General features: G+C 66.1%; 28 protein-coding genes and 1 pseudogene. 22 read left to right on the top strand and 7 right to left on the bottom strand.

What is annotated here, in order from left to right; all coding sequences use genetic code 11:
- Positions 1 to 34: 34 nt before the first annotated feature.
- From OG928_RS16545 to OG928_RS16530, 4 genes are all read left to right on the top strand, one after another.
- Positions 35 to 307 (top strand): hypothetical protein, encoded by a 273-nt coding sequence (locus tag OG928_RS16545; protein WP_406284349.1) that lies wholly within the window; start codon positions 35 to 37, stop codon positions 305 to 307.
- Between the two features lie 3 nt (positions 308 to 310).
- Positions 311 to 1,360, top strand: a complete 1,050-nt coding sequence (locus OG928_RS16540; RefSeq protein WP_406284348.1) for a hypothetical protein — start codon at positions 311 to 313, stop codon at positions 1,358 to 1,360.
- Positions 1,361 to 1,455: 95 nt separating this feature from the next.
- Positions 1,456 to 1,755 carry a hypothetical protein gene (locus OG928_RS16535; protein ID WP_406284346.1) on the top strand — a complete coding sequence of 100 codons (300 nt, stop codon included), beginning with the start codon at positions 1,456 to 1,458 and terminating at the stop codon, positions 1,753 to 1,755.
- Between the two features lie 209 nt (positions 1,756 to 1,964).
- Entirely contained in the window at positions 1,965 to 2,747 is a 783-nt protein-coding gene (locus OG928_RS16530) for an endonuclease/exonuclease/phosphatase family protein (protein WP_406284345.1), read from the top strand.
- A 76-nt stretch (positions 2,748 to 2,823) separates the two neighbouring features.
- On the opposite strand, the gene OG928_RS16525 is transcribed toward OG928_RS16530, so the two are convergent.
- On the bottom strand, positions 2,824 to 3,366 hold the full coding sequence (locus tag OG928_RS16525; protein ID WP_406284343.1) for a hypothetical protein: 543 nt from the start codon (positions 3,364 to 3,366) through the stop codon (positions 2,824 to 2,826).
- A gap of 169 nt (positions 3,367 to 3,535) precedes the next feature.
- On the opposite strand from OG928_RS16525, the gene OG928_RS16520 reads away from it, so the two are divergent.
- Positions 3,536 to 4,060: a PadR family transcriptional regulator gene (locus OG928_RS16520; protein ID WP_406284341.1), complete on the top strand. Its 525-nt coding sequence runs from the start codon at positions 3,536 to 3,538 to the stop codon at positions 4,058 to 4,060.
- A gap of 120 nt (positions 4,061 to 4,180) precedes the next feature.
- On the opposite strand, the gene OG928_RS16515 is transcribed toward OG928_RS16520, so the two are convergent.
- Entirely contained in the window at positions 4,181 to 4,531 is a 351-nt protein-coding gene (locus OG928_RS16515; protein WP_406284339.1) for a hypothetical protein, read from the bottom strand.
- Positions 4,532 to 4,649: 118 nt separating this feature from the next.
- On the opposite strand from OG928_RS16515, the gene OG928_RS16510 reads away from it, so the two are divergent.
- From OG928_RS16510 to OG928_RS16500, 3 genes are all read left to right on the top strand, one after another.
- Positions 4,650 to 6,131 carry an ATP-binding protein gene (locus OG928_RS16510; RefSeq protein ID WP_406284337.1) on the top strand — a complete coding sequence of 494 codons (1,482 nt, stop codon included), beginning with the start codon at positions 4,650 to 4,652 and terminating at the stop codon, positions 6,129 to 6,131.
- Between the two features lie 46 nt (positions 6,132 to 6,177).
- A complete protein-coding gene (locus OG928_RS16505; RefSeq protein ID WP_406284335.1) occupies positions 6,178 to 7,086 on the top strand; it encodes an alpha/beta hydrolase in 909 nt (302 codons plus the stop codon).
- A gap of 80 nt (positions 7,087 to 7,166) precedes the next feature.
- The gene (locus OG928_RS16500) at positions 7,167 to 7,457 is read left to right on the top strand and encodes an MTH1187 family thiamine-binding protein (protein WP_360323879.1); all 291 of its coding nucleotides are present in this window, start codon (positions 7,167 to 7,169) and stop codon (positions 7,455 to 7,457) included.
- A 186-nt stretch (positions 7,458 to 7,643) separates the two neighbouring features.
- Here the strand turns inward: OG928_RS16500 and cspC are convergent, their stop codons facing one another.
- Positions 7,644 to 7,853: a cold shock-like protein CspC gene (gene cspC, locus OG928_RS16495; RefSeq protein WP_406291019.1), complete on the bottom strand. Its 210-nt coding sequence runs from the start codon at positions 7,851 to 7,853 to the stop codon at positions 7,644 to 7,646.
- Between the two features lie 221 nt (positions 7,854 to 8,074).
- On the opposite strand from cspC, the gene OG928_RS16490 reads away from it, so the two are divergent.
- From OG928_RS16490 to OG928_RS16470, 5 genes are all read left to right on the top strand, one after another.
- A complete protein-coding gene (locus OG928_RS16490; RefSeq protein ID WP_406284333.1) occupies positions 8,075 to 8,590 on the top strand; it encodes a SigE family RNA polymerase sigma factor in 516 nt (171 codons plus the stop codon).
- A 237-nt stretch (positions 8,591 to 8,827) separates the two neighbouring features.
- Positions 8,828 to 10,105, top strand: a complete 1,278-nt coding sequence (locus OG928_RS16485) for a hypothetical protein (RefSeq protein ID WP_406284331.1) — start codon at positions 8,828 to 8,830, stop codon at positions 10,103 to 10,105.
- 510 nt (positions 10,106 to 10,615) lie between these two features.
- Positions 10,616 to 11,404, top strand: coding sequence for a hypothetical protein (locus tag OG928_RS16480; protein WP_406284329.1), 789 nt, complete (start codon positions 10,616 to 10,618; stop codon positions 11,402 to 11,404).
- 60 nt (positions 11,405 to 11,464) lie between these two features.
- The gene (locus OG928_RS16475) at positions 11,465 to 11,947 is read left to right on the top strand and encodes an RrF2 family transcriptional regulator (protein WP_406291016.1); all 483 of its coding nucleotides are present in this window, start codon (positions 11,465 to 11,467) and stop codon (positions 11,945 to 11,947) included.
- 69 nt (positions 11,948 to 12,016) lie between these two features.
- Entirely contained in the window at positions 12,017 to 12,463 is a 447-nt protein-coding gene (locus OG928_RS16470; RefSeq protein ID WP_406284327.1) for a hypothetical protein, read from the top strand.
- Positions 12,464 to 12,646: 183 nt separating this feature from the next.
- Here OG928_RS16470 and OG928_RS16465 read toward each other — a convergent pair whose 3' ends face one another.
- Complete coding sequence (locus OG928_RS16465) at positions 12,647 to 14,125, bottom strand: metallophosphoesterase (protein ID WP_406284325.1); 1,479 nt, start codon at positions 14,123 to 14,125, stop codon at positions 12,647 to 12,649.
- A gap of 155 nt (positions 14,126 to 14,280) precedes the next feature.
- Here OG928_RS16465 and OG928_RS16460 point away from each other — a divergent pair, with 155 nt between their 5' ends.
- Together OG928_RS16460 and OG928_RS16455 are read left to right on the top strand one after the other, a co-directional pair.
- Positions 14,281 to 14,757, top strand: a complete 477-nt coding sequence (locus OG928_RS16460; protein WP_406284324.1) for a hypothetical protein — start codon at positions 14,281 to 14,283, stop codon at positions 14,755 to 14,757.
- A 66-nt stretch (positions 14,758 to 14,823) separates the two neighbouring features.
- Complete coding sequence (locus tag OG928_RS16455) at positions 14,824 to 15,342, top strand: helix-turn-helix domain-containing protein (RefSeq protein ID WP_406284308.1); 519 nt, start codon at positions 14,824 to 14,826, stop codon at positions 15,340 to 15,342.
- 501 nt (positions 15,343 to 15,843) lie between these two features.
- Here the strand turns inward: OG928_RS16455 and OG928_RS16450 are convergent.
- The gene (locus OG928_RS16450; protein WP_406284322.1) at positions 15,844 to 18,300 is read right to left on the bottom strand and encodes a hypothetical protein; all 2,457 of its coding nucleotides are present in this window, start codon (positions 18,298 to 18,300) and stop codon (positions 15,844 to 15,846) included.
- 404 nt (positions 18,301 to 18,704) lie between these two features.
- Here OG928_RS16450 and OG928_RS16445 point away from each other — a divergent pair, with 404 nt between their 5' ends.
- Positions 18,705 to 19,622, top strand: coding sequence for a phosphotransferase (locus OG928_RS16445; RefSeq protein ID WP_406284320.1), 918 nt, complete (start codon positions 18,705 to 18,707; stop codon positions 19,620 to 19,622).
- Positions 19,623 to 19,629: 7 nt separating this feature from the next.
- On the opposite strand, the gene OG928_RS16440 is transcribed toward OG928_RS16445, so the two are convergent.
- Positions 19,630 to 21,009: a hypothetical protein gene (locus OG928_RS16440; protein ID WP_406284318.1), complete on the bottom strand. Its 1,380-nt coding sequence runs from the start codon at positions 21,007 to 21,009 to the stop codon at positions 19,630 to 19,632.
- A gap of 215 nt (positions 21,010 to 21,224) precedes the next feature.
- Here OG928_RS16440 and OG928_RS16435 point away from each other — a divergent pair, with 215 nt between their 5' ends.
- The 6 genes and pseudogenes from OG928_RS16435 (at position 21,225) to OG928_RS16410 (ending at position 23,604) form a co-directional block, all read left to right on the top strand.
- Positions 21,225 to 21,716, top strand: coding sequence for a hypothetical protein (locus OG928_RS16435; protein ID WP_406284316.1), 492 nt, complete (start codon positions 21,225 to 21,227; stop codon positions 21,714 to 21,716).
- Positions 21,709 to 21,951, top strand: a complete 243-nt coding sequence (locus OG928_RS16430; RefSeq protein ID WP_406284314.1) for a hypothetical protein — start codon at positions 21,709 to 21,711, stop codon at positions 21,949 to 21,951. The genes OG928_RS16435 and OG928_RS16430 overlap by 8 nt, the downstream gene beginning before the upstream one ends.
- Positions 21,952 to 21,965: 14 nt before the next feature.
- Positions 21,966 to 22,271, top strand: coding sequence for a hypothetical protein (locus tag OG928_RS16425; RefSeq protein ID WP_406284312.1), 306 nt, complete (start codon positions 21,966 to 21,968; stop codon positions 22,269 to 22,271).
- 216 nt (positions 22,272 to 22,487) lie between these two features.
- Positions 22,488 to 22,595: pseudogene (locus OG928_RS16420) on the top strand (excisionase); the annotation flags it as partial.
- A 37-nt stretch (positions 22,596 to 22,632) separates the two neighbouring features.
- Complete coding sequence (locus tag OG928_RS16415; RefSeq protein ID WP_406284310.1) at positions 22,633 to 23,019, top strand: type II toxin-antitoxin system RelE/ParE family toxin; 387 nt, start codon at positions 22,633 to 22,635, stop codon at positions 23,017 to 23,019.
- A 66-nt stretch (positions 23,020 to 23,085) separates the two neighbouring features.
- The gene (locus OG928_RS16410; protein WP_406284308.1) at positions 23,086 to 23,604 is read left to right on the top strand and encodes a helix-turn-helix domain-containing protein; all 519 of its coding nucleotides are present in this window, start codon (positions 23,086 to 23,088) and stop codon (positions 23,602 to 23,604) included.
- Positions 23,605 to 24,105: 501 nt separating this feature from the next.
- Here the strand turns inward: OG928_RS16410 and OG928_RS16405 are convergent.
- On the bottom strand, positions 24,106 to 26,562 hold the full coding sequence (locus OG928_RS16405; RefSeq protein WP_406284322.1) for a hypothetical protein: 2,457 nt from the start codon (positions 26,560 to 26,562) through the stop codon (positions 24,106 to 24,108).
- Between the last annotated feature and the right edge of the window lie 312 nt (positions 26,563 to 26,874).

The raw sequence follows: 26,874 nt of genomic DNA, 5'->3' as shown, positions 1-26,874 counted from the left end.
CGGGCCGCCGTACGAGCGCGCCCGGGGAGCCGTGATGGCCACCGACTGGCGGAAGAAGTTCGTGGAGAGCACGGTCAAGACCCGGGCCTCGTCCTCGACATGGCTCGCGCAGAAGATCGTTCACTCGAACGTGCTCACGATGCTCGTCCTCGGCACCGCCGCGGTGTTCGCGGTCGTCCTGCACATCAAGGGGCGCGCACGCGATGGTGAGTTGTTCGCCCTCGCGATCGCGGCGCCGTGGATACTGGCTGCCTACCGGCACAGCCGCACCTGCAAGCCGTGCCCACGCCAGTCGGGAGGTGGATAGGCCGTGAGCGCCTACGAGCCGCCACCACCCCCCGAGGCGCGGGGGCTTCGACTGAGCGACATCGTGCGCCGGCGCCCGCTCTCGGATCCCGAGGACGAGGAGCCGGCCTTCCCCGCGCAGCGCGACGAGCGCGCGAGCGGGTCCGAGCGCGGCGCCTCGCGCGGGTCGGGCGCGTCCGGTGACGACGACGAGCCGTCCTGGCGACGGGAATTGCGGGAGCGTCGGAAGCGCGACGACAACTCCGGGTCGACGAACGGCTCCCGGCGTACGACCGAGCGCAAGAGCGCGTCGGACGCGGCAAACGCGCGCCCCGGGCGTGGCGAGGACGCGGAACGCGCCGACCGATCCGAGCGCTCCCGGCGCACGGGCGAACAGCGCTCCGAACGCGGCGACGAGACCGGGGCGGACGGCAAGGGCGACACCGGGCGCCCCGCGCGCCCGACGGTCCGACACGTCATGAAGCCCCGCGACCCGGGCCGGCACAACGTCCCCGCGACGCCCGCGGCTCCCGCCGACACCGGGCGCAAGCTGCCGTGGCGCAAGTCGGCCAAGGCCGCAGGTGCCGCGGGTGCCGCCGGAGCCGCCGGGGCAGGCGCCGGTGGAGCCACCGCGGGTGCCGCCGGCGGAAGCGGCTCGGCGGGCTCGTCCGGCTCCTCCCGGTTCGGCCGGTTCGGACGCTCCGCGTCGACCGGTGACGATGCCGGCCAAATCGCCGATTCCGGTACGCGGGGCAGTGGTTCGGGCATACCCAGGGTGCAGCCGCCGTATCCGGGCGGCGACTTCGGTGGCGATGTGGGGCCCAGCCGCGGTCCGTTCAGCGGCATAGACCTGATCATGTTGATTCCCGCCGGTGCCGCCGCCTACTACGGTGCGGGGCTCTTCGTGACCTGCGCCGAGGAGGCGGGTGGCCGGGCGGCCTTCTTCCTGTGGCTCATGATGGGATTCTGGATCGTGATCGTCAGCGCGAAGTGGCCGCTCCTGCGGCTCATGCGCTGGGCCTGGGTGCTCGCCGGCCTGATGGCGGCGGCGTCCATCCCCATCGGCGGCGGATGACGGTGCGTCGGCGTGAATAGCTTACGAACCGTCATGACATGGGTACGGCAAGGCAAGCAGGGACCGGCGGACGACCGCAGGACCGGAGGGGAATCATGCACATGTCGCTGAGCGCCGTAGCCGCTGCCGCGCCCGATGCTTTCGTCGAGATGAATTCGGCGGTGACCACCGAGACGAGCAGTGTCGGTCGTGGGGTGACCGTCGGCGTCCCGATCCTCATCATCTTCATCCTCTTTTACCTGGTCACACACAAGAACTACAAGATCGGTGGCCTGATCCTGGCGTTCGTGGCGGGCGTGATGCTGTCCGGCACCCAGGTCGCGTCCTCGCTCTCCGAGCTGGTCGACCACCTGGTCACCGCCGGCGTCAACGCGGTCAGCGACGTGTTCAGCTAGGGCCTGTCTTCAATCCCGCGTCGGGCTCCGCGGCGTCCGGTGCCGTGCATCGGCGTGCCGGGGAAACGCTCGCATAGTGGTTCTATTCGGGCGGTTCACCGGGGCGGCGAGGTGCGGTGCCGGACGCCGCGGTGCTCGGCGTGGGATTGAAGACAGGCCCTAGGGCGTGTCCGGCGTGCGGGTGTCGTTCCGGTGGTAGTCCCCTGGACATGAGCGACCCCCTGCACGTCATGACCTTCAATGTGCGCGGCCCGGAGAACCCGGCGCCGAACTCGTGGGCCGAGCGCGAGCCGATCGTGGCCGAGCTGGTGCGCCGCGAGCATCCGCACGTCCTCGGGACCCAGGAGGGGCGCTACCACCAGATCCGGGCCCTCGCCCGCGAGCTGCGGTCCGACTACGACTGGATCGGGATCGGCCGGGAGGGCGGCAGCGCGTCGGAGTTCGGCGCGGTGTTCTACGACGTCGGGCGCCTGGAGCCGCTGGAGTTCGACTTCCGCTGGTTGTCGGGGCTCCCGCGGCTGATCGGGTCGCGGACGTGGGGCAACTGGCGGCATCCGCGGATGATGACGTGGGTCCGGTTCCGGGACCTGGCCACCGCGATCGAGTTCGTGTTCGTGAACACGCACTGGGACCACGTGTCGGCCAACGCCCGGCGCAAGAGCGCGCAGGCGATCCGCTCGCTGCTCGTCCGCCGGTTCGCCGGGGTCCCGGCGGTCGTGGTCGGCGACTTCAACGTCGGCACCGACAGCGCTCCGTTCGCGACGATGACGGCCGGCGGGCTGCTGCGCGACGCGGGCGCCGCGACGACCACCCGCACGTACAACGACTGGGCGCCGCCGGTGGACGGCGAGCGGATCGACTGGATCCTTGCGACCGGCGACTTCGAGGTACAGGACGCGCGCACGCTCACCTGGACCGACAACGGCCGCTGCCCCTCCGACCACTGGCCGGTCCAGGCCTGGCTGACCCGATCGAGCCCGGCCGGCGGCTGACGGCGCGGGGGAACTCACCCGCGCGGTCGTCCAGTTGCTCCCCGTGCACGATTCCGGGGGGGCGAGCCGGGCGTGGTCAGGCGGCGTGCCGGGCCTGGACGATCGCGGGGTAGCGGGCGGTGAACATCGCGGGGAGCACGAATCCGCCGGCCTGTACGGCGATCGCGAGGGCCGAGGAGAGGTCGTTCGCCTTGACGAGGTAGAGCGCGATCGCGGTCACGGTGAAGCTCGCGGCCCACGCGACGGTGATGACGACGTTGACCCGCAGGAACGCGGGCAGCTCCCAGATCTCCCGCGGGGTGGTGCGGCGGGCGATCACCAGGGTGAAGGGGTTGCGCATGGCGAGCGAGGCCCACGCGGTGACCGCGAGCCAGCCGAAGGACGCGGCGCCGACGTAGCGGTGGAAGCCGGAGTCGGGCACGGCGAACGCGATCGGCGCCAGCACCAGGAAGAAGGCCGCGGTGCTGTAGGCGGGCAGGTCGACGCCGCGGCCGGCCCTGTGGTCCTGGGCCGCCATCGCGACGGTGACGACCAGCGCCGCCAGGGCACCCCACTGCCAGTTCGTCGAGGGGATGGCGGCGAAGACGATCCACGGGGCGAAGTTGCGGACGTAGTTCATGGGGTTTCCCTCTGCTCGACCCTGCGGACTGCACGACTGCACGACTGCACGAATGCGTGAATGCACGACTGGTGGACGGCTGGACGACCGCTCGACACTGCATCACTGACAGGTCAATCGTGGACCTTCCATCTTTGACATGTCAATGTTGAGTGGTAAAGTTCGAGTCATGAGCCTCCGTCACGCACTCCTCGGACTCCTCGCCAATCGGTCGGCCAGCGGCTACGACCTGTTGAAGGCCTTCGAAACGTCGCTGGCCAACGCGTGGCCCGCCACCCAGAGCCAGGTGTACGGGGAGCTGGGCAAGCTCTCCGCCGACGGCCTGCTCGACGTGACGGCCGAGGGGCCGCGCGGGCGGAAGGAGTACTCGATCACCGAGGCGGGGCGCGCCGAGCTGCGCCATTGGCTGATCGAGGTCGAACCCGAGCGGGTCCGGCGCAGCAGCATGTTGCTGCGGGTGTTCTTCCTCGACACGCTCGCGCCCGAGGAGGCCCAGGCATACCTGGGCGCCCAGGCGCGGGCCGCCTCCGGCATGCACGCGGGCCTGCGGGAGGTCGAGGCGAACGTCGAGTGGGACGACAGCCCGCTCTCGGTGTACGGGCGCGTCGCGCTGGAGTACGGCCTGCGGATGTCGCAGATGCAGCGCGAGTGGGCGGAGTGGGCGGCGGACCAGGTGGCCGCGCCGACCGACTGAGCACACGCGACGGGCCGGCACGGATGATCCGTGCCGGCCCGCGGCGTGTGTTGTCGCGGTGGGTCGGGGTGGGTCGGCCGTCGGGGTCGGGAGCGCGTCGGGGTCAGGCGTACGAGGCGATCACCGGAACTCGTGCACGACCTCGATGCTCCCGACGATGTGCCGATTGAACTCGGCCAACTCCTCGGCGGGCACCCACAGTTCCAGGATGGTCCGGCCCCCGGCCTGCCGAACGGGGTAGCGGATCACGAATTCGGTCTCGATCCGGAATCGGGTCACGTAGCCGACCCCGGAGGCCGGCACGTTCCAGTCCCGCGCGATCTTGATCGCGTAGTCCTCGTCGAGCACGGGATAGAAGATCGGCTGATCCGGCAGCCGAGGCGGCCACGCGGTCCACCCGGACTCGCGAACCAGCTCCAACTCGGCCGGCCCGGTCGGCCGCCACAGCGTCGTGGTGGGAATGGCGTTCATGGCCACATGGTGCGTCCACCACAACCCGAACCGGAAACGGATTTCGCAGGTCGCGAGGGTGCGGCAATAGGTAACTATACTTATGGTAAGTACGGTTACCTATTGCCGGGAGCTGAGCGTGGACAAGCCTTCGTACATGTTCGACCGGGATCGCGAATGGGCCGCACTCGCGCGCTTCGTCGGCAACGAGGCTCCCGGCGCCACCCTCGGCGTCGTCTACGGACGCCGGCGTCAGGGCAAGACGTTCCTGCTCGACGCCGTGTGTACGGCCACCGGTGGGTTCTTCTTCGCCGCGACCGAGGCGACCGAGGCCGAGACCCTGTCGCGTCTGGGGGCCGAGCTCGCGCAGTTTCTGGGGCTGCCTTCGGCCGTGGGGTTGACCGATTGGTACCAGGCGGTGGACTGGTTGCTCGCCCTGGGCAGGGAGCGCCCGATCCCCGTCGTGATCGACGAGTTTCCCTACCTCGTGCAGGCGTCACCCGCGTTGCCGTCGATCATTCAGCGGGCCTACGCGCCCAATCGGGCCGAGCGCACGGGATCCCGCGCGCGCTTGTTGTTGTGCGGCTCGGCGATGTCCTTCATGGGCGGGCTGCTCACGGGAACCGCCCCGTTGCGCGGTCGGGCGGGCCTGGAGATGGTCGTGCCGACCCTCGACTACCGCTCCGCCGCCCGATTCTGGGAGATCGAGGATCCGCGACTGGCCGCGCGCATGCATTGCATCGTCGGCGGCACACCCGCATATCGGACCGAGTTCGCGCACGGGGACAGCCCGGCAGGCCCCACCGACTTCGACGCGTGGGTCGTGCGCAATGTGCTGGATCGGGACAGCCCGCTGTTTCGTGAGGCCAGGCACCTGCTCGCGGAGGAGCCGAACATAAGGGATCAGGGCCTCTACCACTCGGTTCTGGGCGCCATCGCCGGCGGAAACAACACGCGCAGCGGAATCGCGTCGTGCATCGGCCGCAAGGTCTCCGACCTCGCGCACCCATTGACCGTTCTGGAGGATTCGGGCCTGGTCAACCGTGAGGAGGACGTGTTTCGTGCCGCCCGCGCCACCTACACGATCGCCGAACCGTTGGTGACCTTCTATCACGCGATCATGCGCCCGGAATGGTCGCGGCTCGATCGTGCGGGGCAGGCGGCTCGGGTGTGGACCGAAAGCACCGAGCGGTTCCATGGCCGGGTCGTGGGCCCGCACTTCGAGTTCCTGTGTCGGGAGTGGGCTCAACTGCACGCGGCTCCGGAGGTGTTCGGAGCCGCTCCCTCACGGGTCGGGCGCGGCGTGGTCAACGACTCCGAGCAGCGCCGGAGCCATGTGGTGGATGTCGCGGTGATCGGCTCCACCCCCGGTGAGTGCCGGCCGCTACTCGCCATCGGCGAGGCCAAATGGGGCGAACGGATGGGGGTCGGGCATCTGGACCGGCTGCGCCGGATCCGCACGATTGTGCGAGGAAGGGCCGATCTCGATGCCGCCGCCGCCCGGCTCGTATGTTTCGGCGGGGCCGGCTTCAGCAACCAGCTTCGTGCCGCAGCCGAGGAGGACGACGACGTCGTTCTCGTCGATGTGGCGGATCTCTACCGCCGATCAGGGCGGATCTGACGGACCGTCATAGAAGTTGGGGGCGGGCGCTGCTAGCTTCCGCGGCATGGAACACCGCATCGACCCCGAGCTGCTCGCGGTCCTCCCGTACCTGCCGACCGTCGACATCGCCGACCCCGCCGCCTTCCGAGCCGCGCAGCGGGCCCGGACGCAGCCGGTGCAGCGGCCGGACGGGATCCTCGTCGAGGACCGGGTCGTGGCCGCGGACGTGCCGGTGCGGATCTATACGCCCAAGGACGCCGACAGGCCGCTCGGGGTCCTGGTCTGGTTCCACGGCGGCGGGTTCGTGTTCGGGGACGTGGACAGCTCGGACGGCAGCTGCGTGGCGACCGCGATCGAGGTCGGCTGCGTCGTGGTGAGCGTGGAGTATCGCCTCGCGCCCGAACACCCGTTCCCGGCCGGCTTCGAGGACGCGTGGGCGGCGTTGCGCTGGGTCGCGGACAATGCGGCCTCGTTCGGCGCGGATCCGGCTCGGATCGCGGTGGGCGGGGTGAGCGCGGGCGGCGGGTTGGCGGCGGCGTTGTGCCTGCGGGCGCGGGCCGAGGGCGGGCCGGCGATCGTGTACCAGCTGCTCGACACAGCGGTCCTGGACGACCGCCTCGACACCCCGTCGATGCGCGAGTTCGACGCGACACCGCTGTGGAACCGCCCGCAGGCGGCCCTGAGTTGGCAGTACTACCTGGCCGGCGCGGAACCCACCGCGTACGCCGCCCCGGCCCGCGCCGAGGACGTCTCGAACCTGCCGCCGGCGTACATCACCGCCAACGAACTCGACCCGCTGCGCGACGAGGCCATCGAGTACGCGACCCGCCTGATCCGCGCGGGCGTACGCGTCGAACTGCACCACCGCCCGGGCACCTTCCACGGCTCCAACGCCATCCCGGCCGCGGATGTCTCCCGCCGAGCGGCCGCGGACATGCGCAGGGCGCTGCGAGCGGCGTTCGAGGTCGCTTAGGCGCCGCGCTTGGGCGCCGTGCCTAGGCGCCGCGCCTAGGCTGGGGCGGTCTCTTGGTTCGGGCTGCGAAGGGTTCTGTCGTGATCGTCGCGTTTTCGGTGTCCCCGCTCGGTGTCGGTGAAGATGTCGGGGAGGCGGTGGCGGAGGCCGTTCGAGTGGTCCGAGCCAGTGGCCTGCCGAATCGCACCGACGCCATGTTCACCTCCATCGAGGGGGAGTGGGACGAGGTGATGGCCGTGGTGAAGGCGGCCGTCGAGGCGGTCAAGGCACGGTCGAACCGGGTGAGCCTCGTGCTCAAGGCGGACATTCGCGACGGTGTCGTCGACGGGCTGACCGCCAAGGTCGAGACGATCGAGCGGTATCTGGCGTAGCCCGGGCGGGGCCCGAGGGACCGGACCCAAAGGCCCGAGGCAAAGGGCCCGAGGCCTGAGGCAAAGGCCCGAGGCCCGAGGCCCGAGCATCAAGGCCAAAGGCCGGGGCCGGATCCGGCCGCGACTGTGGCCACGAGCGCGGCGTTCGATCTCGTGGCCACCGTCATGCGTTCGGTTCGGCGACCGTCAGATGGCGGTGACGTTCACGGCGCTGGGGCCCTTCTGGCCGTCCTGAACCTCGAACTCGACGTTCTGGCCCTCGGCAAGCGTTTTGAAGCCGTTCCCCTGGATCGCGCTGAAGTGCACGAAGACGTCCTTGGTGCCGTCCGCCGGGCTGATGAAGCCGAAGCCCTTGGCCTCGTTGAACCACTTCACGCTGCCCTTGATCTTGGCCATGTGGACGCCTCTCCCCAACTCCGCGATGCCGCGCGGGTACGCGCGCGCTTCGAGCCTGCCCAGCGCGACCTGTACCGGAAACCAAGAGGCGCCGCGCGTCCGCGCCGGGGCCCGGCCGGCTCCCGCCTCGATCCCCTTCGCCGCGCGCTCGCCGAGGGCGCTGTAACGGATTGCCGGGCCCATCACATTCCCCTGGTGACGTCGACGAACGGGGAGCACGAATGGCAAGCGGGAGCGACGCGGAGTTCCAGGATTTCGCCGCCACGCACAGTGGCAGGCTGTTCCGCACCGCGTGCCTGCTTACCTCCGGCGACTGGCACTACGCCGAGGATCTGCTGCAGGAGACGCTCGGAAAGCTGTACCCCAAGTGGCGCAGGATCGGCCGGATGGACTGGCCGTTCGCCTACGCGAACACCACGTTGATCCGGACGTACCTCGCGCAGCAGCGACGCATGTGCTCCGCCGAGCGCACCACCGATGCCGTACCGGAACGCGCCGAACGCCGGCACGGGGATCCCGAGTTGCGGCTCACGCTGCTCGACGGTCTGGCCGGGCTCTCGCCGCGCGATCGGGCCGTGCTGGTCCTTCGGTACTGGGAGGACCGGTCGGTGGAGGAGACCGCCCACGTGTTGAACCTGTCCGCCGGGGCGGTACGCGTGTGCTCGAAGCGGGCGCTCGATCGGCTCCGCGCGGTGCTCGGCGATCAGCTGGTCGGCCTTGCCCTCGATCGGTCGTGACCGCTCGGCGGCGGCAGGTGGCCGGGGCGCGGTACGGCCGCGACTCGGCGTGCGTCCGCGACCCGGCACACGTGGCTGCCATGACTCGGTACCTCGACGTGACTCCGCATCTCAACCGAAAGGATCGGTGATCGTTCCGTGGCCGCCTCCGGCTTTGGATCACCCCCGCGGGACCCGGCTGGGCCCGACCGTTCCGATTCGAATTCGCCCGGGCAAGTACCGGACCATGGGGAGGAGTTGGGAAATCTGCTGCCGGGCGCCCTGCGCACTGCCGTGGAATCGTTCCCGGCGCACGGCCCCGACGCGATTCCGCGTGCGCTCGTGCGCGGCAAGCAGATCCGGCGGGCCAGGCGCATTCGCCTCTCGGCCGCCGCGTGCGCGGTGGCGGTCGCGGTGGCGGGTGGTGTGGTCGCGCTCGATCGCACCATGGACGCCGACGGTTCGGCGGCCTCCCGGCGCACGCTGCCGGACTCGGAGCTGCCCACGAGTTGGCCCGTGACGGGAGATCAGATGATCTCCGTACTCAAGAGCCTGATGCCGGCCAAGGGGAAGGTGAGCGACGTCTCCGGGCAGGGCTCGCAGCCCAACCCCACGGACCCGCCGTTGGCCGGCATGAATCCCTACGCGCAGCTCGTGTACCGCGATGCCGGAGGCGTGTCCGGCGTTCGGGTGACGGTCTCGCGCCCGGCGCCCGGGACCCCGGACTTCGAGATCGCGAAGTGCGTTGCCGCCGATGGGCGGCGTCAGTACGACGACTGCAACACGAGCAAGCGCTCGGACGGCTCGATGCTGACGGTCGCCAAGACGCTCACCGATCCGTGGGGGGAGCCCCGGCAGCGGCGCTGGCGCGTCATCCTGGATCGACCCGACGGCGGCCGGGTCGCGCTCGACACGTACAGCGGTGGCGTGCGGGACCAGCACATCGGTTCCGACAAGGGCGTGATCGGCGTGACGGAGGATCCGCGGCTGACGGTCGACCAGCTCATCGGGATCGTGACGGATTCGCGCTGGAAGGGGGCCGTCTCCGCGCTCCCGACGCCGGAGAGCCGGAGCCTTGCCATCCTGGAGAGCCTGCTTCCGGCCGGGACGAAGGTAACGCGTAAGGGCGAGCGGGAGACGGGTCCCACGGTGGTCGTCAGCGACGCGAAGGGGCTGTCGACGGTTTCGGCGGGGGTACGGCGCACCGGCGAGCCGCTCTGGACCTGTGCCGAGATTGCCGACTGCAGCACCAAGCCCCTGGCCGACGGCGCCACGCTGGTCGCGTCCCGGCAGTCGGTCCGCAACGGGCCGCCCGAATTCGTCTACTGGACGGTGAGCGTGCGATACGCCGACGGGCTCACGGTCTGGATCCACTCGGGGAACGAGGCCGGCGACGGACTGATCCTGTCCGATGACGAGGACCCCCTCGGTGGACTCACGCTGACGGACGGAGACAACAAGCCGTCTCGGGCCGAGCCGGTGCTGACCCTCGATCAACTGGAGGCGATCGCCACCAGCCCGCGCTGGACCGAGTGAGCGATTACTCGACCGCCTGACCGCGGGGGTCGAGCCACGCGGGCCTCACCCCGAAGGGGTCATCGGCGTGGACGCCACCCCCGCAGACGTCACCCCTGGTGCTTCCTCCGCCCGCTCCGGGGGTGACGCTTTTCCTCTCCGCTTTCTCCGGTCTCTCCGCTCTCTCCGCTCTCGGACGACAGCGCGGAATCGCCTGTCGTACGGGTCGTCCGATGTGGGGGAAACCCGTTGTACGGAAGGGCGTTGCGGGCGGCGCGACGTTTGCCGAGGTCGGGCCGTGGACGCGGTTTTCCGTTGTACGGATGCCGGCGCCTTCTAGGAACCACTAGGCCGGCTGCCCCTGCGGGGCGGCGGCCGGCCCTGGTGGGCGAGCGTCACCCGAGAGGGTGATTGACGCCACGTGTGGTCGCACTGTGTGCTGGGTCGTATCCGAAACGTAAGTCGGCCCCCGATGGTGTCGGTAACACCAGCCGAGGGCCTGACCACCGAACGAGGAAGAGACCCCTCGCCATGGCTATGGCCCAGAGTATCGATGCACCCACCGCTGTCGAGGACCCCGTCGCCGCCGTGTTGGACCGCTACGGCTTTCTCCAAGGCTGCGCCTTGGAAGCCGCCCTGCGGTATCACGTCGCGCCCCCGGGCACCCCGCTAAGCATCGCCACCATTCGCGAACTCATCGGCGTGGGCGCCCATATCGCCGCCCGCGTGCTGCGTGAACTCACCGAAGCGGGCGTCGCGGGCGCGCGACGCGTGCGCGATGCCGCGACCGGCCGGCTGCTCGGGCGCCACACGGAGTGGTCCGGCTCGCGATCTGCGGGCGACGCTCCCGACGCGCCGCCCGAGGACCCGGACCCTGCTGTTCGGGCCCTCGAACTGCTCCACTCCCTCGCGGACATCGACGATCGATTGGCCTTCAAGAGCCGGGAGTTGCGCACCCTCGTGCCCTTCGTCCTGGCGCGCCTGGCGGCCGGAGACACGGAGGCCGACGTGGTCCGCGACCTCACCGAGGACCTGCCTCCCGAGGGGCGAACCATCAAGACCGGCCTGCTGCACCACCGCCTCACCAGGGCTCCCGCGCCCGCCGACCCCGGCGGCGCCGTCGCCGTGGCCGTTCCGTCCCAGCGCCGGTCCGGCCATCCCCGTGTCCGCCTCGTGGAGTGCGACGACTGCGGTCGGCCCGGGCCCGGCCTCGCCCCCGGCGACCTCTGCCGGCACTGCCGCACCGGCACCGAGCCGGAACCGCTCGACGCCATCGCCCGCGCGAGGCGGCTGGAGCAACTCGCGGAACGGGCGCTGTGATCCGCGTGGCGCACGGGGTTGCAGGCACTATTCTGGATGTGTAACGTCCAGTAAATGCAGATGAGCGAGGGTGTGGAGTGGGCGCTGCACAGTTGCCTGACCCTGTCGTGGGCCGAGCCGGGGCAGGCCGTGACGGCGACGAAACTGGCGGCCTTCTACGACCTCCCCGCGGCCTACCTGAACAAGCAGCTCCAGGCGCTCGTGCGGGCGGAGATCCTGACCTCGACGTCCGGCCCGCGCGGCGGCTTCCGGCTGGCGCGCGACCTGAAGCAGATCACCCTGATGGACGTGGTGGCCGCGATCGAGGGCCCGCAGGACGCCTTCCGCTGCCAGGGCATCCTGCGCGCGGCCCCCGGCGGCGACCCGGAAACCGACTACCTCAAGACCTGCGTCGTCTCCCAGGCCATGGCCCGCGCCGAACTGGCCTGGCGCCGCGAACTCGCCGCCCAAACCCTCGCCGACATCAGAGACACCGTCGAGTCCCGCTTCCCCCGCACCCCCGAATCCACCCGCCACCGCCTCACCAACCTCCGCCGCCCCTGAAAAAAGTAGGCCGGGTCTCACACGGTCGATGGATTACGTTGGTCCGCTGCCTACGAAAGGGAGGCTGGTATGGCGTACGACATCACTGCTGTGGTCGCCCACTTGGGGGTCCTGGACCACGTTGTCCAGGACCCGGGGGTTCCAGTCGTTACGAGGGAACAAGGGTTTGGCCTGGTGCCGCTGACCAAGGAGGTACTGGTCAGTCTCGGGACGAATCGGAGGAACGTCGGTGGCGTTCTGGCCGAGTGGTCCAGGTTTGGCCACGTTGCCTACATCAATGCGGAGATCTTCGCCGGCGTTGGAGGACAAGACGCCAAGGTATGGCTGAACGGCGAGGTGATCTTCGACGAGGCGACGGACGGTTCGGGGGCGATCTCCCGTGCATTGCGCCGTATCGGCGTCGCGAGTCCGCCGGGCGGCAGGGATGAGTTCGACCACCTCGGGCTGGGGATCTGTCGAAGCACCGAGAAATGGGTCAAACACGCGGACCCACGACCGCGGTTTGCCACTGACTAGTGCCGCGCCCGCTGTCGGGCGCGGCACTGGCCTCTCGCAGAACGTTCTGCCTCTCGCCCCAATGCGTGGGCCGCCGGCCGGTGGGGGACCGCCGTGACCGGCGGCCCCCGCCCGGGCGGCAGTCCCCCTTCCGCGAGGAAGCCCGCGATCTGTCCTTCGGACCCGCTCACGGTTCACGGGACCTCAGGTGTGGCAGGTGAACTTCTTGTTCGTGAGGCTTCGGTCCAACGTGCAGGTTGGACCCCGGACGGCACCGGTCCTGTCATGAGAGGTGAGGTCCCAGGTCCCGCCGTTGTCGCGCAGGACCGCGTACCCGAAGGTCCCTCCGTGGGTGATCGACTGAGTGACAACCTGCGGACGCGAGCCGACCGGTTGTCCGATGACCTTGCTGTCGTCCGGGCCGTTGGCCAGTGGGGCTCCGCCCGAGGAGCCCACGGTCACCTGGGGTGGACGGAGGGTGTTGAAGGCGACCATCTGGTAGAGGTGGATGTGGCCTGACAGCACCAGTCGAATGTTGTCGGCCAGGCGACCCAGGCTGGTATTGGTGACGGCTGCGTCGAGGACGTGGGTTGCCCAGTCCACCGCCCCTGTCGTTGAGCCTGCGCCCTTCACCATCCACAGCGGCTTGTGCGTGAATACGAAGTAATCGTGGGTGGGGTGCTGTTGCGCATCCTGGTTCACGGCCGCGAATTGCGCGGTGTATTGGTCCTTCTGCGCCGTCGTTACGGTTCCGTCGTCGCTCGGGTCGGCAAACGAGGAGTCCACCGAGACCAGGTTCAGGATGCCCGCGCGAATCGCGGCCGGCGGATTGGTGTATTCGCTGCACGATCCGTTCATGCGAAGGTCGTCGGCGAGGTAGCGGAACCACGCACCACCCGCGCCGCCCATTTGCGAGGCATTGCAGTCTTCGTGGTTGCCCCGGGTCAACGCGATCGGCGCCGCGGCCAGCAGCGTTTCCGCCGGCCTGAAGAAGTCGGCGACAACACAGGACCAACTGGCCCTGTCCTCGTACCTCACGCAACCCGGATTGGCTGCCATGTCGTTTTCCTTGCCGGGGTCGTCACGGTAGAGGTAGTCACCGACATGGATCACGAGATCCGGCCGCGACACGGTGGCGGCACTGTTCGCGATCTGCGGGAAGGGCCAACCGCTTTGATGATTCGCGCAGTCCTGCGCGGCACCTGCCGTCGGGACTCGGCATCCGGTGTCGCCGATGACCCCGATGGTGCGGGGACGCGTGGTCGCAGTCCAGTTCGGCAAGGGGAGTTGACGGTTCGCGGGGTGCACCGTGGCCGCCTGGATCGTCGACTGATCGAGCACCGCGTTGGAGGCCCCGAGGGCCAGACCCAACTCGCACACGGTGGTCGGGAACTGCGCCCCCATGGGGACGCTCACACGGTGCAATTGGACTAGGTTGCTGCTCCCTGCCAGGGAGTACCGCACGCTGGGGCAGGTTTGCGTGGTGTCGGTGGTCACGTAACGGATCTGGGTGCCACGGCTGGTCAGTTGGGTCCACGCCCAAGCTTCATTGGGCACGGCCCCGGGCGGAGCGGCAGAGCTGGGCGGTGAGCCACCACTGGGCACGGTCTGTACGGGCGTCCCACAGGCCGAGAGCGCTGCGGTCAGCACGCCCACCACGGCAAAGACGGTGATCCGATGCATCGTCTGACATCCCTCTGTTCGAGTGTCGTATCCATGCGAGGAGATGGCGGCATGCCTCTACGGGGGGACGCCGCCTCATAAGCCGTCAAGGTCGGCGGAAGCCGAGTTCGATCCCCGGACACCGACACATCCCAAGGCCGATGGCCATAACTGGAATGCTTACCTACGACTTCGATCCACGCATCGCGACGGACACGAACGGCGTACACGTGGTGCCGCCGGCAATCGCCGAGATCCGTCTCGACATCCGGCAAGCCCACGTGCGTGCGTGCGTGCCTGAGACCTCGGCAACGACTCGCCCCTTTGGCGGAGTCCGGAGCCGGCGTCCGTGTGCCGCTGCCGGCAACAAGATCGACGCGCCACGGCGCCAAACTCGACCACGCCCACGAGCGTGGTGCTCGCCCGGAGGGACCCCACGAGCGGGCGACGAGAATCGAACTCGCGTTCTACGTGGCGAACCGGGCGGTGACGCGACCGCGGTGCTCTTGACGGTGTTCGGCAAACAGAGGATGAACGAGCACTTGCAGGTCGAGCGTGCCAGACAGGTGATGAAGACATGCCAGAACGACCACTCCGGTGCGCCGGTCGCGATTATCTTCGCCGGGGAGCCGCTGGAACTGGGCGGCTGGTGACGAGCGGCTGGTGGCAAACCGGGAAGACCGACGGCGACGGACGAGACGAATGACGGAGGCAGGACGATGAATGCGCGTGAGGCAATGCGTCGCAGGGCCGCGAAGGCCGCCGCCGAGCCCGTCCCTGAGACGTCCCACGCGGACGCGATGACCACGGGCGAGGTCGAGGAGTTCGACCAGGCGTATGCGGAGGCCGCGCTCGGTGACGCGATGGCCCAAGCCGTTTACGACCGCCGCATTGCACTCGGCTGGACGAAGGCGGAGCTTGCCCGCCGCGCGGGGATGAACGAGCGGGTCATCCGCCGCCTTGAGGACGGCGGCCGACCGGTGACCACACCGACACTGCTCCGCCTGGGACGGGCCCTGGGAGGACACTTCATAGTCGCGTTGCTCAGTGACAACCCAGTGGTGACCTTCAAGCCGGCCGCCCGACGGGCAACGCGGTCGACGACTCGGTCGGCTTGTCGCGCCCCCGCGACTTCAACGACGCGAGGAGGCCAATCCCTGCTTGCCGGGCTCCCCCGCAAGTCTCGCAGCGCCACCACTGCCGGGAATACGGTGCATCGGCTCAGGGTGGATGTGTAACGGGTAGGGCCGGACGTTGCTTCCACGAGGTGGCAGTCGCGCGGCCAAGCCCATTGCCGGCGTCATTGCGAAGCGGGTCAAGAAGTTTCAGCGCCGACATCGACCCGCATCCGGCACGGACCCCGCATGCGAGGCGCGGCGATGCGGGAAACTGCGAAGGCCCAGTCTACGGAAATCCTCCGTGACCTGGGCCTTCACCACACGAGCGGGCGACGAGAATCGAACTCGCGTTCTAAACTTGGGAAGCGCCGTTCGAATACGGGGCCTCAAACACCCCCTGACTAGCCCCGAATTCGCGCCGGTGGCACCGGCCCGAGACTCCGCTAGTGCCAGCAGCAGCTCCAACACTTACCCCGGGCATAAAGACGCCTTGAGTCACACGGCTTTGAGGTGGCTCGACCTGCACACGAGCCGAAGTGTGCGGCCCATGGCGCAGAAGCACTCCGTGAATGTTGCACATTAATCTCTGGTGCTGGGAACCGGGCTGCGAGCGTCAAGTCATCAGGAATGCTCTGCGTCGCGGTTGTCAGAGTCCCAGCCCCAGGTTTCCGGGTCAGCACGCCGACCCACCCGGCGGATGTCCTTTGAAAGCACTTCGCTCGTGTCGGACCAACGCCAAGGAAGTCCCTCGCTGTTGACCTTCGACCACTGGCGATCCAGATACAACCGGAAGTACTCTGTGCGATTTACTCGCTCGGGAAGGTTATGCACATCTTCGATTAGTCGCCGATACTGCTGATCGACAATCGGTGTATCGATTAGAACCGCATCAACGTATGCAAAGTACGCCAACAGGATTCGCACCGTATACGCGCCGACGGTCGTGATGCGATAGTGAAGTCGCGGTCCGTCATGAGAATGACGTGGGGCAGTGTCCATCAATCTTTTGTTCACTGCATGGTCAAGTGAGGCAGTGATTTGCTCAACGTCAAATCCCAAATGCTGTGCGAAATCAAAGAGCACCTCAGACTGTACGTAACCCTCTTCGCTAGCGCGCTCGCCGAGGGCCTGGGCTTGGCTGAGCAACAGTGGTAGTAGGAAATGTTCGCGCCCATCGGGCTGCGAGATACCAAAAAGGTTTGCGATCGGTGATGCGTCGGGACTGTAGTAGACGCCGTCTCCGAATAGCAGTGCGCGCAGGAACTCGTGAAGCGGGATTTTATACTGACCATATTCCGCCCAGATGCGCAGCATTTTGGCGGTGTCAATATGGCCGCTTCCAATGAATTCCGTGACGAAACCCAGAGCTAGCCGCATATTACCGCCGGCCAAATTGTCGATCAAGGCCAACAGGTCATCGTTGTTCCTAAAGTTATCGGCAAGGATTTCGAGGAAGGAGACGAGACTCTCGCTGTCGAGCGTCACCCCAGAAGGAAAGGAGTCCAATCTACCGGTCTGGGAAAGCTGGGACAAGGCAAAGTCGATTCGCTTCTGCAGCATCACATCTGCGCGAGGCGGTGAGATAGTAAATACCCGAGCCTGGTATCCAGAGAGCGTGCCACGTTGGCTCGATCTGTAGAACGTCTCGGGTCTAAGAGTTACGAACACCGTGGCGGGCCAATTCTGCGCGAGCTCATTCGAAATGAGAAATACTTGCTCCTGGTCATTGCTGCTTCGTTGGTCAATGTTGTCCAGGAAAATTACGACCTGCTTGCGCTGATTGGACCGTAGGTGCTCAAGGCTTGCTTTCAAATGGTTCGCGCGCTCTTCGACCTTCGCTCGTAGAAAATTAATTCTCTCTTTGTGGTAGGCAACGGGGTCAATATCCTTCAACCGGCCCATGACTTGCTTGTCAAATCGATTTAGGGCCCCGTGGTAAACGGCTTCGACGAAGTCGGCGTCCTCGATGTCCTTGTTATAGTTGTCGCGCAGTTGTCGGATTGACTCCTCTACGACGAAGCTGTCAAGTCGACTCAGCGTCGTGGTAGACCCAAAGTCGATGTACAGGCAGAATGCCTGCTCGAATAGTTCTTCGGCTTCGACATAAACGAGGCGTTGGATAAATGTTGTTTTGCCAACCCCCACGTCGCCCAAAAGGACAATCGGACGCCGAGACATGGCTGCGGCTAGCATGTCTTGCGTAAGGCTCGGACTGATCCCTTTCTTGTCTTCGACAGGCAATACGACGGGGCCATTTTCTTCGCTTAGCAAGGCGTAGCGCGTACGCAGAATCTCTTTACTGACCTGCGCGTACTGTGAAAGTGCGCCGCTGGCGGAGTAGCATTCTCGAAGAAAATCCTTGCGAAGCTCTTCCAAGCGAGTCACATCAACAAGAAAGAGTTCTCCCAAGATGTCCAGGCCTGATTGCAGGCTGTTCCGGCGTTTCGATCCAGGGTAGTTCGAAAGGTGAATGGATAGCGACTCGGGTGGAGGGGCTTCGCGCAGATTAACGGTTCGATGAAGATTTTTTTTGTCGACTCCATATTGCGATGCATTATCCCATAGAAGCCTGAACTCGGTTCGCATATCAGTCAAACTCGGGAAAGCTAGCGCTTTGCCCTTCAGGGGCGGTACTCCATCTGTTCGAGCTGCAATGAAGAAAACAAACTGATGCCCGTTGGTGACACCTGCAGGGGCGACGCCATTACTCGCGGCGTACCCGGCAGCTTGCTTGAGGGCATCGCGCAGAGGGCGCCCCTTTTCTCCGGAACTGATGTTCTCAATGTTGTACACTCCGCTGGACATACCAGCCGGGAGATCGAAATAAATGCCTTCGCGCTTTGCCTCGATGATGAACTGGGTGCCGGGCGAGCCGAGCGCATAGTCGATGCGACCGGAGTCCGCAGGCTCTTCGGCGCGAATACTTGACTTAGGCCACTTCAGAACATCGGTCAGCAGCGTGTCGATCAGATGGAGGCGGGTTGTCGCCTCATTTCGACTTTCGCCAGACGCGTATTCCTCAGCCCACTCGATAAGTTCGTCAAGCGCGGCTTTTCCCTGGTCGTAGATGCTCGACAAAGCTGACCGACCCCTGGCTGGACGCTGGATGCTGGCAAGGCAACAGTATCGGCTGCGCGCGTTGACCCGAACAAGCACGAAAATCACACGCTGGATGGCCCCGACCAGACGTCGTGGAGACCACTCCCGGCAGGAGCGTGGGACGTTGGTCCCGGCTCTCAATCCCAGGGCCGAGTCGGGAGAGCGAGTTTGTTGCGAGAAAGATGACACCTGCTCAAAGCGGGCCGGGCGATGGGGTCGCCGGGACCGGCGGCCACGCCGCACGCGCGGCGGGGCCTGGACTGTCCGGACGGTGGCGTGCCCGTCCGGGCACGCCACTTGATCTAGTAGAGCCAAATTCGGCAGTGGTCGATTGGGCGCCGTTGGTGGGTCGACAGGGCACGGGATGCGGGTAGCTTCGCGGTATGGCGGATGGCGGGGTGGCTGGGGCCGGTGGGGCGTTTACTGCGGAGCATGCTCGGGAGGTGTTGGGCTCGGCGTGTGCTGTGGCTGGGCTGAGCGCTGAGGGGGCGTCTCTGTTGCGGCTTGGGGAGAACGCTGTCTTTCGGTTAAGCGATCCTGATGTGGTGCGGGTGGCTCGGTCGGCGGACCGGGTTGATGAGCATGAGCGGACTGTGGCTGCGGCTCGGTGGCTTGCCGAGGTGGGGTTCCCGGCGGTGCGGGTTACGTCGCGGATTCGGCAACCGCTCGTGGTTGACGGGCGGGTGGTGACGTTCTGGGAGCTGGTGGCTGAGGAGGAGCGGTTCGCCGGTGTGGTCGCGTTGGCCGAGTTGCTGCGGCGGTTGCATTGGCTGGAGGAACCGGCGTCGTTGGGTCTGCCGTATCTGGAGCCGTTGGCGGCGACCTGGGGGCGGATCGACGCCGCGGTGGCGTTGGGTGATGACGACCGTGGGTTTCTTCGGCAGCGGGCCGAGGAACTGCGGAAGCGGTATGACGCTCTGGAGTTCGTGCTTCCGTTCGGACTGGTGCACGGGGACGCGAGCGTCGGGAACGCGCTCGTTGACGAGGCGGGGCGGGCGGTCCTAATCGACCTGGATGGGTTCGCGCTTGGGCCGCGTGAGTGGGACCTGGTGCTGACCGCGATGTACTACGAGCGGTACGGGTGGCACACCCGGGCCGAGTACGAGGCGTTCGTGAATGCGTACGGGTTCGATGTCATGAACTGGTACGGATACCCGGTACTGGCGGACATGCGTGAGTTGATGATGACCGTGTGGCTGACGCAGAACATGGCCGGTGACGCCGAGGTCGCGGCGGAGGTTGAGCGGCGCATCTCGGATCTGCGGTCCGGTGGGGACCGGCACGGCTGGAAGCCGTTCTGAGGGTGGGTCAGCCTGCGGCTTGCTGCCACATGCGGTAACCGGCGGCCTCTTCCAGGAATTCGGCAACTGCGGTTGAGTCGCTGCGGGAGTCCACCTTCTTGCGGAATGCGGCCAGGTAGGAGACACAACGGGCGGACTTGAGTTGGCGGCCGATCGTTAGGGCGTCCAACGCCGTTCGGCACGCGCGTTCGAGTTCGCCGGCCGCCAGGTGGGCTTCGGCTAGGACCATGGTCGCGAAGAAGTCGCTGCGGATGTAGTGGCCGTCGGTGCCGCCGAGACACTGTTCCGCGTAGGTGGTGGCTTGGCGGGCCTGGCGCATGTCGCGGAAGCAGTGGCCGAGTTCGACGGATAGCTCCGCCTGGTCGAAGTAGCCGATCCACTCCGGGTCTTCGCCGGGATTGTTGCGCTCGAAGATCGTGGTGGCTCGGGTCAGGGCGGCGTTGCAGGCTGCGTGGTCACCGAGGCGGGAGAGGGCTCGGGCCTCCATCGCGAGGAACTGGGCGGTCAGGGTCGGGGTCGCGTGGCCCGTGGTGCCGAGCTGCGCGGCGCGGGCAAGGTTGGCCGCCTCGATGAAGCGGCCGAGGTAGGTGGCCTGGTGGCTCATCGCGGACAGGATGCTTCCGGCAAGGCGACGGTCCTCGGCGGTCTGGGCCAGGCGTAACGCTTGGATGAAGTAGCGCTGGGCCAAGCCGTGGTGGCCGCTGTCGTAGCTCATCCATGCCGCGAGGAGGGTGGCTTCGGCGACGGTGGCGAACAGGGCTCGGCCCACGGGCTCCGTGCTGCGGGCGGTCAGCAATTCGGCAACGTCGCCGTCCAGGTATTGGATCAAGGCTCGGCGGCCGTGTCCGCCTCCGAAGCGGTTGTCCAGGTCGGCGTACACGTCGACGGTCGCGCGGACGGTTTCGACGTCGCATGCGCCTACTTGCGTGCGTGTTCGGGAATTCGGCAACTGCTCTTGCCCGCCGGAGACCAGCCACACGAGTGGTGCCGCGTTCCAGGCGGCCGGGTCGGGAGACAGCGCCTGCACGTCGCTACCGGGCGCGAGATCGGCGCGCCACAACGCCGCGAGGGACTCGATTCCGTCGGTGGGGGTGGTGGGGTAGGCCGTCCCGGGGGTTTCCTGCGTGGCCGGGACATCGGCCAACCCGAGACGGTGGGCCGGTTCGCCGTAGACCTTCACCAGCAACTCGACATAGTCGGTCGGGTGCGTCTGGCCGTTCTCCCACCGGGCAATGCTCCGCAACAGCGATGTGTCGGTCGGCAGGGAGCGCCCCTCCTGCGCGGCGGCCTGGCGGAGGGCGTAGACGAGACGGGGCTTCTTCCAGCCGAGGCGATCACGAGCCGCGCGCAGAAGAGCGGCTCGGTACGGCGTGGTGGTCGACACCACGAATCGCCTCCCCTGAAGCGGAGCCAGATTCAGCCATCATGCTCACGCACACGAAGCGTCGTCAAAGAGTCGCAGTGAGTTGATCTGCTGAGCGCACACTGAGGTGACAAGGCGTGTCACCCCTTGTCATCCCTTGCCGTCTGCCTCGGACCGGTGCCGCCGGCGCACCTTGGTGGTGCCCGGTCGGAGCGACCGGCGGGCTTCGGGAGATGAACATGACGCTTCGTCAGGCGAGTGAATCCGCCGGCGCTTGGCTGCTCGCAGCCATGGGCGACTCGGACGGAACCGAGCACCCTCGGGGGCCTCGTTTGTGGGTGACCGGCCACGTCTTCGACGCGGTCGTCGTGGCGGATCGGTTGGGGCTCGAAGCCGTCGACTGGTACCGGTGGCTTGGCTCCCAGGCTCCGCCGTCGGCCATCGACCATCGGGCACGGAAGGCTGCGTTCCTTATCGCGCCGGTCGGGGAGCCCTTCTTCGCGGGCGCGTTGACGGTTCTGCGTGGGGACGTGCCGTACCGGTACCTCTCGGTCGGCGGGTACCTCCTCGTCCCCGGACCGGGCGTCGAAACCGGAGGCCGCTACCAGTGGCTCAGCAAGCCCACCGAGGAATCCACTCTCGACCGGGACGCGGTCGCGCTTCTCGCCGGTCATCTCCTGATCGCCTCGCGCAACCTGTCTGCCGCAGCCGAGGGAACGGACGATGAGTGATCCGGACGCGGCCTCCTGGTCGCCCATCGACACCACGGCCTGGCACGAAGCGCGGTCTGCCGTCGCAACCCTGCGAGACGTCCTGCTCGCCACCGGCATCGCCGAGCACTTCCCGTACCTGCGCGCGGACGTCAACGCCTTCGGGCAGGGCTTCGTCGAACTCGGCCGCACGACACCGGAAGCCGCGCACCACCTCGCCGAACTCCTCGCCGCGGCAACGGCCGACCCCATCTGACAGGAGGAACCGCCATGCGCTCCGCAGCCGACAACGCCCGCGCCTGCGCACCTCCGGCCGAAGAACTGCGCGCCGGCATCCTCTACGTCCGTGGCTGGTGCACAGCCAACAACGCCACGCTCGAACTCGCCGCACGGCTGACGACTGCCGGCCTGGACGATTTTTTCGGGGCGCTCAAGGCGGAAGCGAACGTCCACAGTGACGGTCTGGTCAACCTCGGCCCCGTCCCCGCCGACGCAGTCCACCGCTTGGCCTCGCTCCTCACCAACGGCCTCTGCGCCAAGCTCGATTACCTCGCCGCGCGATACGAAGCGGCTTGACCGCACACGCTCCGGCCAAGTGAACGAAACGGCTCCTCGTCCACCCAGTCGGACCCAACGCACCACCCGGCCGTCATTCGGCAACGGCCGCAACAGGCCGCCTCGCACCGACCAAACACCCAACGGTGTCGGGACAAGACGCCGAGATCCTCTCGCATACGGGCGCCGCCAGGAAGCGACCTGACCGTCCTGACCTGCGAGGGACCTGATTCCGTGATCGACAAGACCGGACGGCTCCTGACCGTCCCCCAGGCCGCCGAACGGCGCAAAGTCGGCGAGCGCTTCGTCCGTCGCCTCATTGCAGAGCGATGCATCACCTTCGTGGATACGAACCCGAGGGCGGACAAAATTGTCCGGTAGGATGAGTGGTGTGTTCGCGATCGAGATGGAGCCCGAGGTGCGGGCATGGCTTGAAGGGCTGTCCGCAGCTCAGCGGGGCACTGTCAAGCGTTTTGTCGAACGGCTGGCCAACGAGGGCGAACGTATGGGTATGCCCCGGTCCAAGCCGCTCGGCCAAGGGCTGTTCGAGCTGCGGTTCGATTTGGCGAACCGGGCGATGCGGATCACCTACTGGATCCGCACCGACGCGACCGCGGTGCTCTTGACGGTGTTTCGCAAGCAGAGGATGAACGAGCACGTGCAGGTCGAGCGTGCCAGACAGGTGATGAAGACATGCCAGAACGACCACTCCGGTGCGCCGGTCGCGATTATCTTCGCCGGGGAGCCGCTGGAACTGGGCGGCTGGTGACGAGCGGTTGGTGGCAAACCGGGAAGACCGACGGCGACGGACGAGACGAATGACGGAGGCAGGACGATGAATGCGCGTGAGGCAATGCGTCGCAGGGCCGCGAAGGCCGCCGCCGAGCCCGTCCCTGAGACGTCCCACGCGGACGCGATGACCACGGGCGAGGTCGAGGAGTTCGACCAGGCGTATGCGGAGGCCGCGCTCGGTGACGCGATGGCCCAAGCCGTTTACGACCGCCGCATTGCACTCGGCTGGACGAAGGCGGAGCTTGCCCGCCGCGCGGGGATGAACGAGCGGGTCATCCGCCGCCTTGAGGACGGCGGCCGACCGGTGACCACACCGACACTGCTCCGCCTGGGACGGGCCCTGGGAGGACACTTCATAGTCGCGTTGCTCAGTGACAACCCAGTGGTGACCTTCAAGCCGGCCGCCCGACGGGCAACGCGGTCGACGACTCGGTCGGCTTGTCGCGCCCCCGCGACTTCAACGACGCGAGGAGGCCAATCCCTGCTTGCCGGGCTCCCCCGCAAGTCTCGCAGCGCCACCACTGCCGGGAATACGGTGCATCGGCTCAGGGTGGATGTGTAACGGGTAGGGCCGGACGTTGCTTCCACGAGGTGGCAGTCGCGCGGCCAAGCCCATTGCCGGCGTCATTGCGAAGCGGGTCAAGAAGTTTCAGCGCCGACATCGACCCGCATCCGGCACGGACCCCGCATGCGAGGCGCGGCGATGCGGGAAACTGCGAAGGCCCAGTCTACGGAAATCCTCCGTGACCTGGGCCTTCACCACACGAGCGGGCGACGAGAATCGAACTCGCGTTCTAAACTTGGGAAGCGCCGTTCGAATACGGGGCCTCAAACACCCCCTGACTAGCCCCGAATTCGCGCCGGTGGCACCGGCCCGAGACTCCGCTAGTGCCAGCAGCAGCTCCAACACTTACCCCGGGCATAAAGACGCCTTGAGTCACACGGCTTTGAGGTGGCTCGACCTGCACACGAGCCGAAGTGTGCGGCCCATGGCGCAGAAGCACTCCGTGAATGTTGCACATTAATCTCTGGTGCTGGGAACCGGGCTGCGAGCGTCAAGTCATCAGGAATGCTCTGCGTCGCGGTTGTCAGAGTCCCAGCCCCAGGTTTCCGGGTCAGCACGCCGACCCACCCGGCGGATGTCCTTTGAAAGCACTTCGCTCGTGTCGGACCAACGCCAAGGAAGTCCCTCGCTGTTGACCTTCGACCACTGGCGATCCAGATACAACCGGAAGTACTCTGTGCGATTTACTCGCTCGGGAAGGTTATGCACATCTTCGATTAGTCGCCGATACTGCTGATCGACAATCGGTGTATCGATTAGAACCGCATCAACGTATGCAAAGTACGCCAACAGGATTCGCACCGTATACGCGCCGACGGTCGTGATGCGATAGTGAAGTCGCGGTCCGTCATGAGAATGACGTGGGGCAGTGTCCATCAATCTTTTGTTCACTGCATGGTCAAGTGAGGCAGTGATTTGCTCAACGTCAAATCCCAAATGCTGTGCGAAATCAAAGAGCACCTCAGACTGTACGTAACCCTCTTCGCTAGCGCGCTCGCCGAGGGCCTGGGCTTGGCTGAGCAACAGTGGTAGTAGGAAATGTTCGCGCCCATCGGGCTGCGAGATACCAAAAAGGTTTGCGATCGGTGATGCGTCGGGACTGTAGTAGACGCCGTCTCCGAATAGCAGTGCGCGCAGGAACTCGTGAAGCGGGATTTTATACTGACCATATTCCGCCCAGATGCGCAGCATTTTGGCGGTGTCAATATGGCCGCTTCCAATGAATTCCGTGACGAAACCCAGAGCTAGCCGCATATTACCGCCGGCCAAATTGTCGATCAAGGCCAACAGGTCATCGTTGTTCCTAAAGTTATCGGCAAGGATTTCGAGGAAGGAGACGAGACTCTCGCTGTCGAGCGTCACCCCAGAAGGAAAGGAGTCCAATCTACCGGTCTGGGAAAGCTGGGACAAGGCAAAGTCGATTCGCTTCTGCAGCATCACATCTGCGCGAGGCGGTGAGATAGTAAATACCCGAGCCTGGTATCCAGAGAGCGTGCCACGTTGGCTCGATCTGTAGAACGTCTCGGGTCTAAGAGTTACGAACACCGTGGCGGGCCAATTCTGCGCGAGCTCATTCGAAATGAGAAATACTTGCTCCTGGTCATTGCTGCTTCGTTGGTCAATGTTGTCCAGGAAAATTACGACCTGCTTGCGCTGATTGGACCGTAGGTGCTCAAGGCTTGCTTTCAAATGGTTCGCGCGCTCTTCGACCTTCGCTCGTAGAAAATTAATTCTCTCTTTGTGGTAGGCAACGGGGTCAATATCCTTCAACCGGCCCATGACTTGCTTGTCAAATCGATTTAGGGCCCCGTGGTAAACGGCTTCGACGAAGTCGGCGTCCTCGATGTCCTTGTTATAGTTGTCGCGCAGTTGTCGGATTGACTCCTCTACGACGAAGCTGTCAAGTCGACTCAGCGTCGTGGTAGACCCAAAGTCGATGTACAGGCAGAATGCCTGCTCGAATAGTTCTTCGGCTTCGACATAAACGAGGCGTTGGATAAATGTTGTTTTGCCAACCCCCACGTCGCCCAAAAGGACAATCGGACGCCGAGACATGGCTGCGGCTAGCATGTCTTGCGTAAGGCTCGGACTGATCCCTTTCTTGTCTTCGACAGGCAATACGACGGGGCCATTTTCTTCGCTTAGCAAGGCGTAGCGCGTACGCAGAATCTCTTTACTGACCTGCGCGTACTGTGAAAGTGCGCCGCTGGCGGAGTAGCATTCTCGAAGAAAATCCTTGCGAAGCTCTTCCAAGCGAGTCACATCAACAAGAAAGAGTTCTCCCAAGATGTCCAGGCCTGATTGCAGGCTGTTCCGGCGTTTCGATCCAGGGTAGTTCGAAAGGTGAATGGATAGCGACTCGGGTGGAGGGGCTTCGCGCAGATTAACGGTTCGATGAAGATTTTTTTTGTCGACTCCATATTGCGATGCATTATCCCATAGAAGCCTGAACTCGGTTCGCATATCAGTCAAACTCGGGAAAGCTAGCGCTTTGCCCTTCAGGGGCGGTACTCCATCTGTTCGAGCTGCAATGAAGAAAACAAACTGATGCCCGTTGGTGACACCTGCAGGGGCGACGCCATTACTCGCGGCGTACCCGGCAGCTTGCTTGAGGGCATCGCGCAGAGGGCGCCCCTTTTCTCCGGAACTGATGTTCTCAATGTTGTACACTCCGCTGGACATACCAGCCGGGAGATCGAAATAAATGCCTTCGCGCTTTGCCTCGATGATGAACTGGGTGCCGGGCGAGCCGAGCGCATAGTCGATGCGACCGGAGTCCGCAGGCTCTTCGGCGCGAATACTTGACTTAGGCCACTTCAGAACATCGGTCAGCAGCGTGTCGATCAGATGGAGGCGGGTTGTCGCCTCATTTCGACTTTCGCCAGACGCGTATTCCTCAGCCCACTCGATAAGTTCGTCAAGCGCGGCTTTTCCCTGGTCGTAGATGCTCGACAAAGCTGACCGACCCCTGGCTGGACGCTGGATGCTGGCAAGGCAACAGTATCGGCTGCGCGCGTTGACCCGAACAAGCACGAAAATCACACGCTGGATGGCCCCGACCAGACGTCGTGGAGACCACTCCCGGCAGGAGCGTGGGACGTTGGTCCCGGCTCTCAATCCCAGGGCCGAGTCGGGAGAGCGAGTTTGTTGCGAGAAAGATGACACCTGCTCAAAGCGGGCCGGGCGATGGGGTCGCCGGGACCGGCGGCCACGCCGCACGCGCGGCGGGGCCTGGACTGTCCGGACGGTGGTGCCCGTCCGGGCACG

Origin of the sequence: Embleya sp. NBC_00896, assembly GCF_045207785.1 — a bacterium.
GTDB lineage: Bacteria > Actinomycetota > Actinomycetes > Streptomycetales > Streptomycetaceae > Embleya.
The sequence above is the reverse complement of the archived record's forward strand: the minus strand, read 5'-3'. Positions and strand labels throughout refer to the sequence as shown.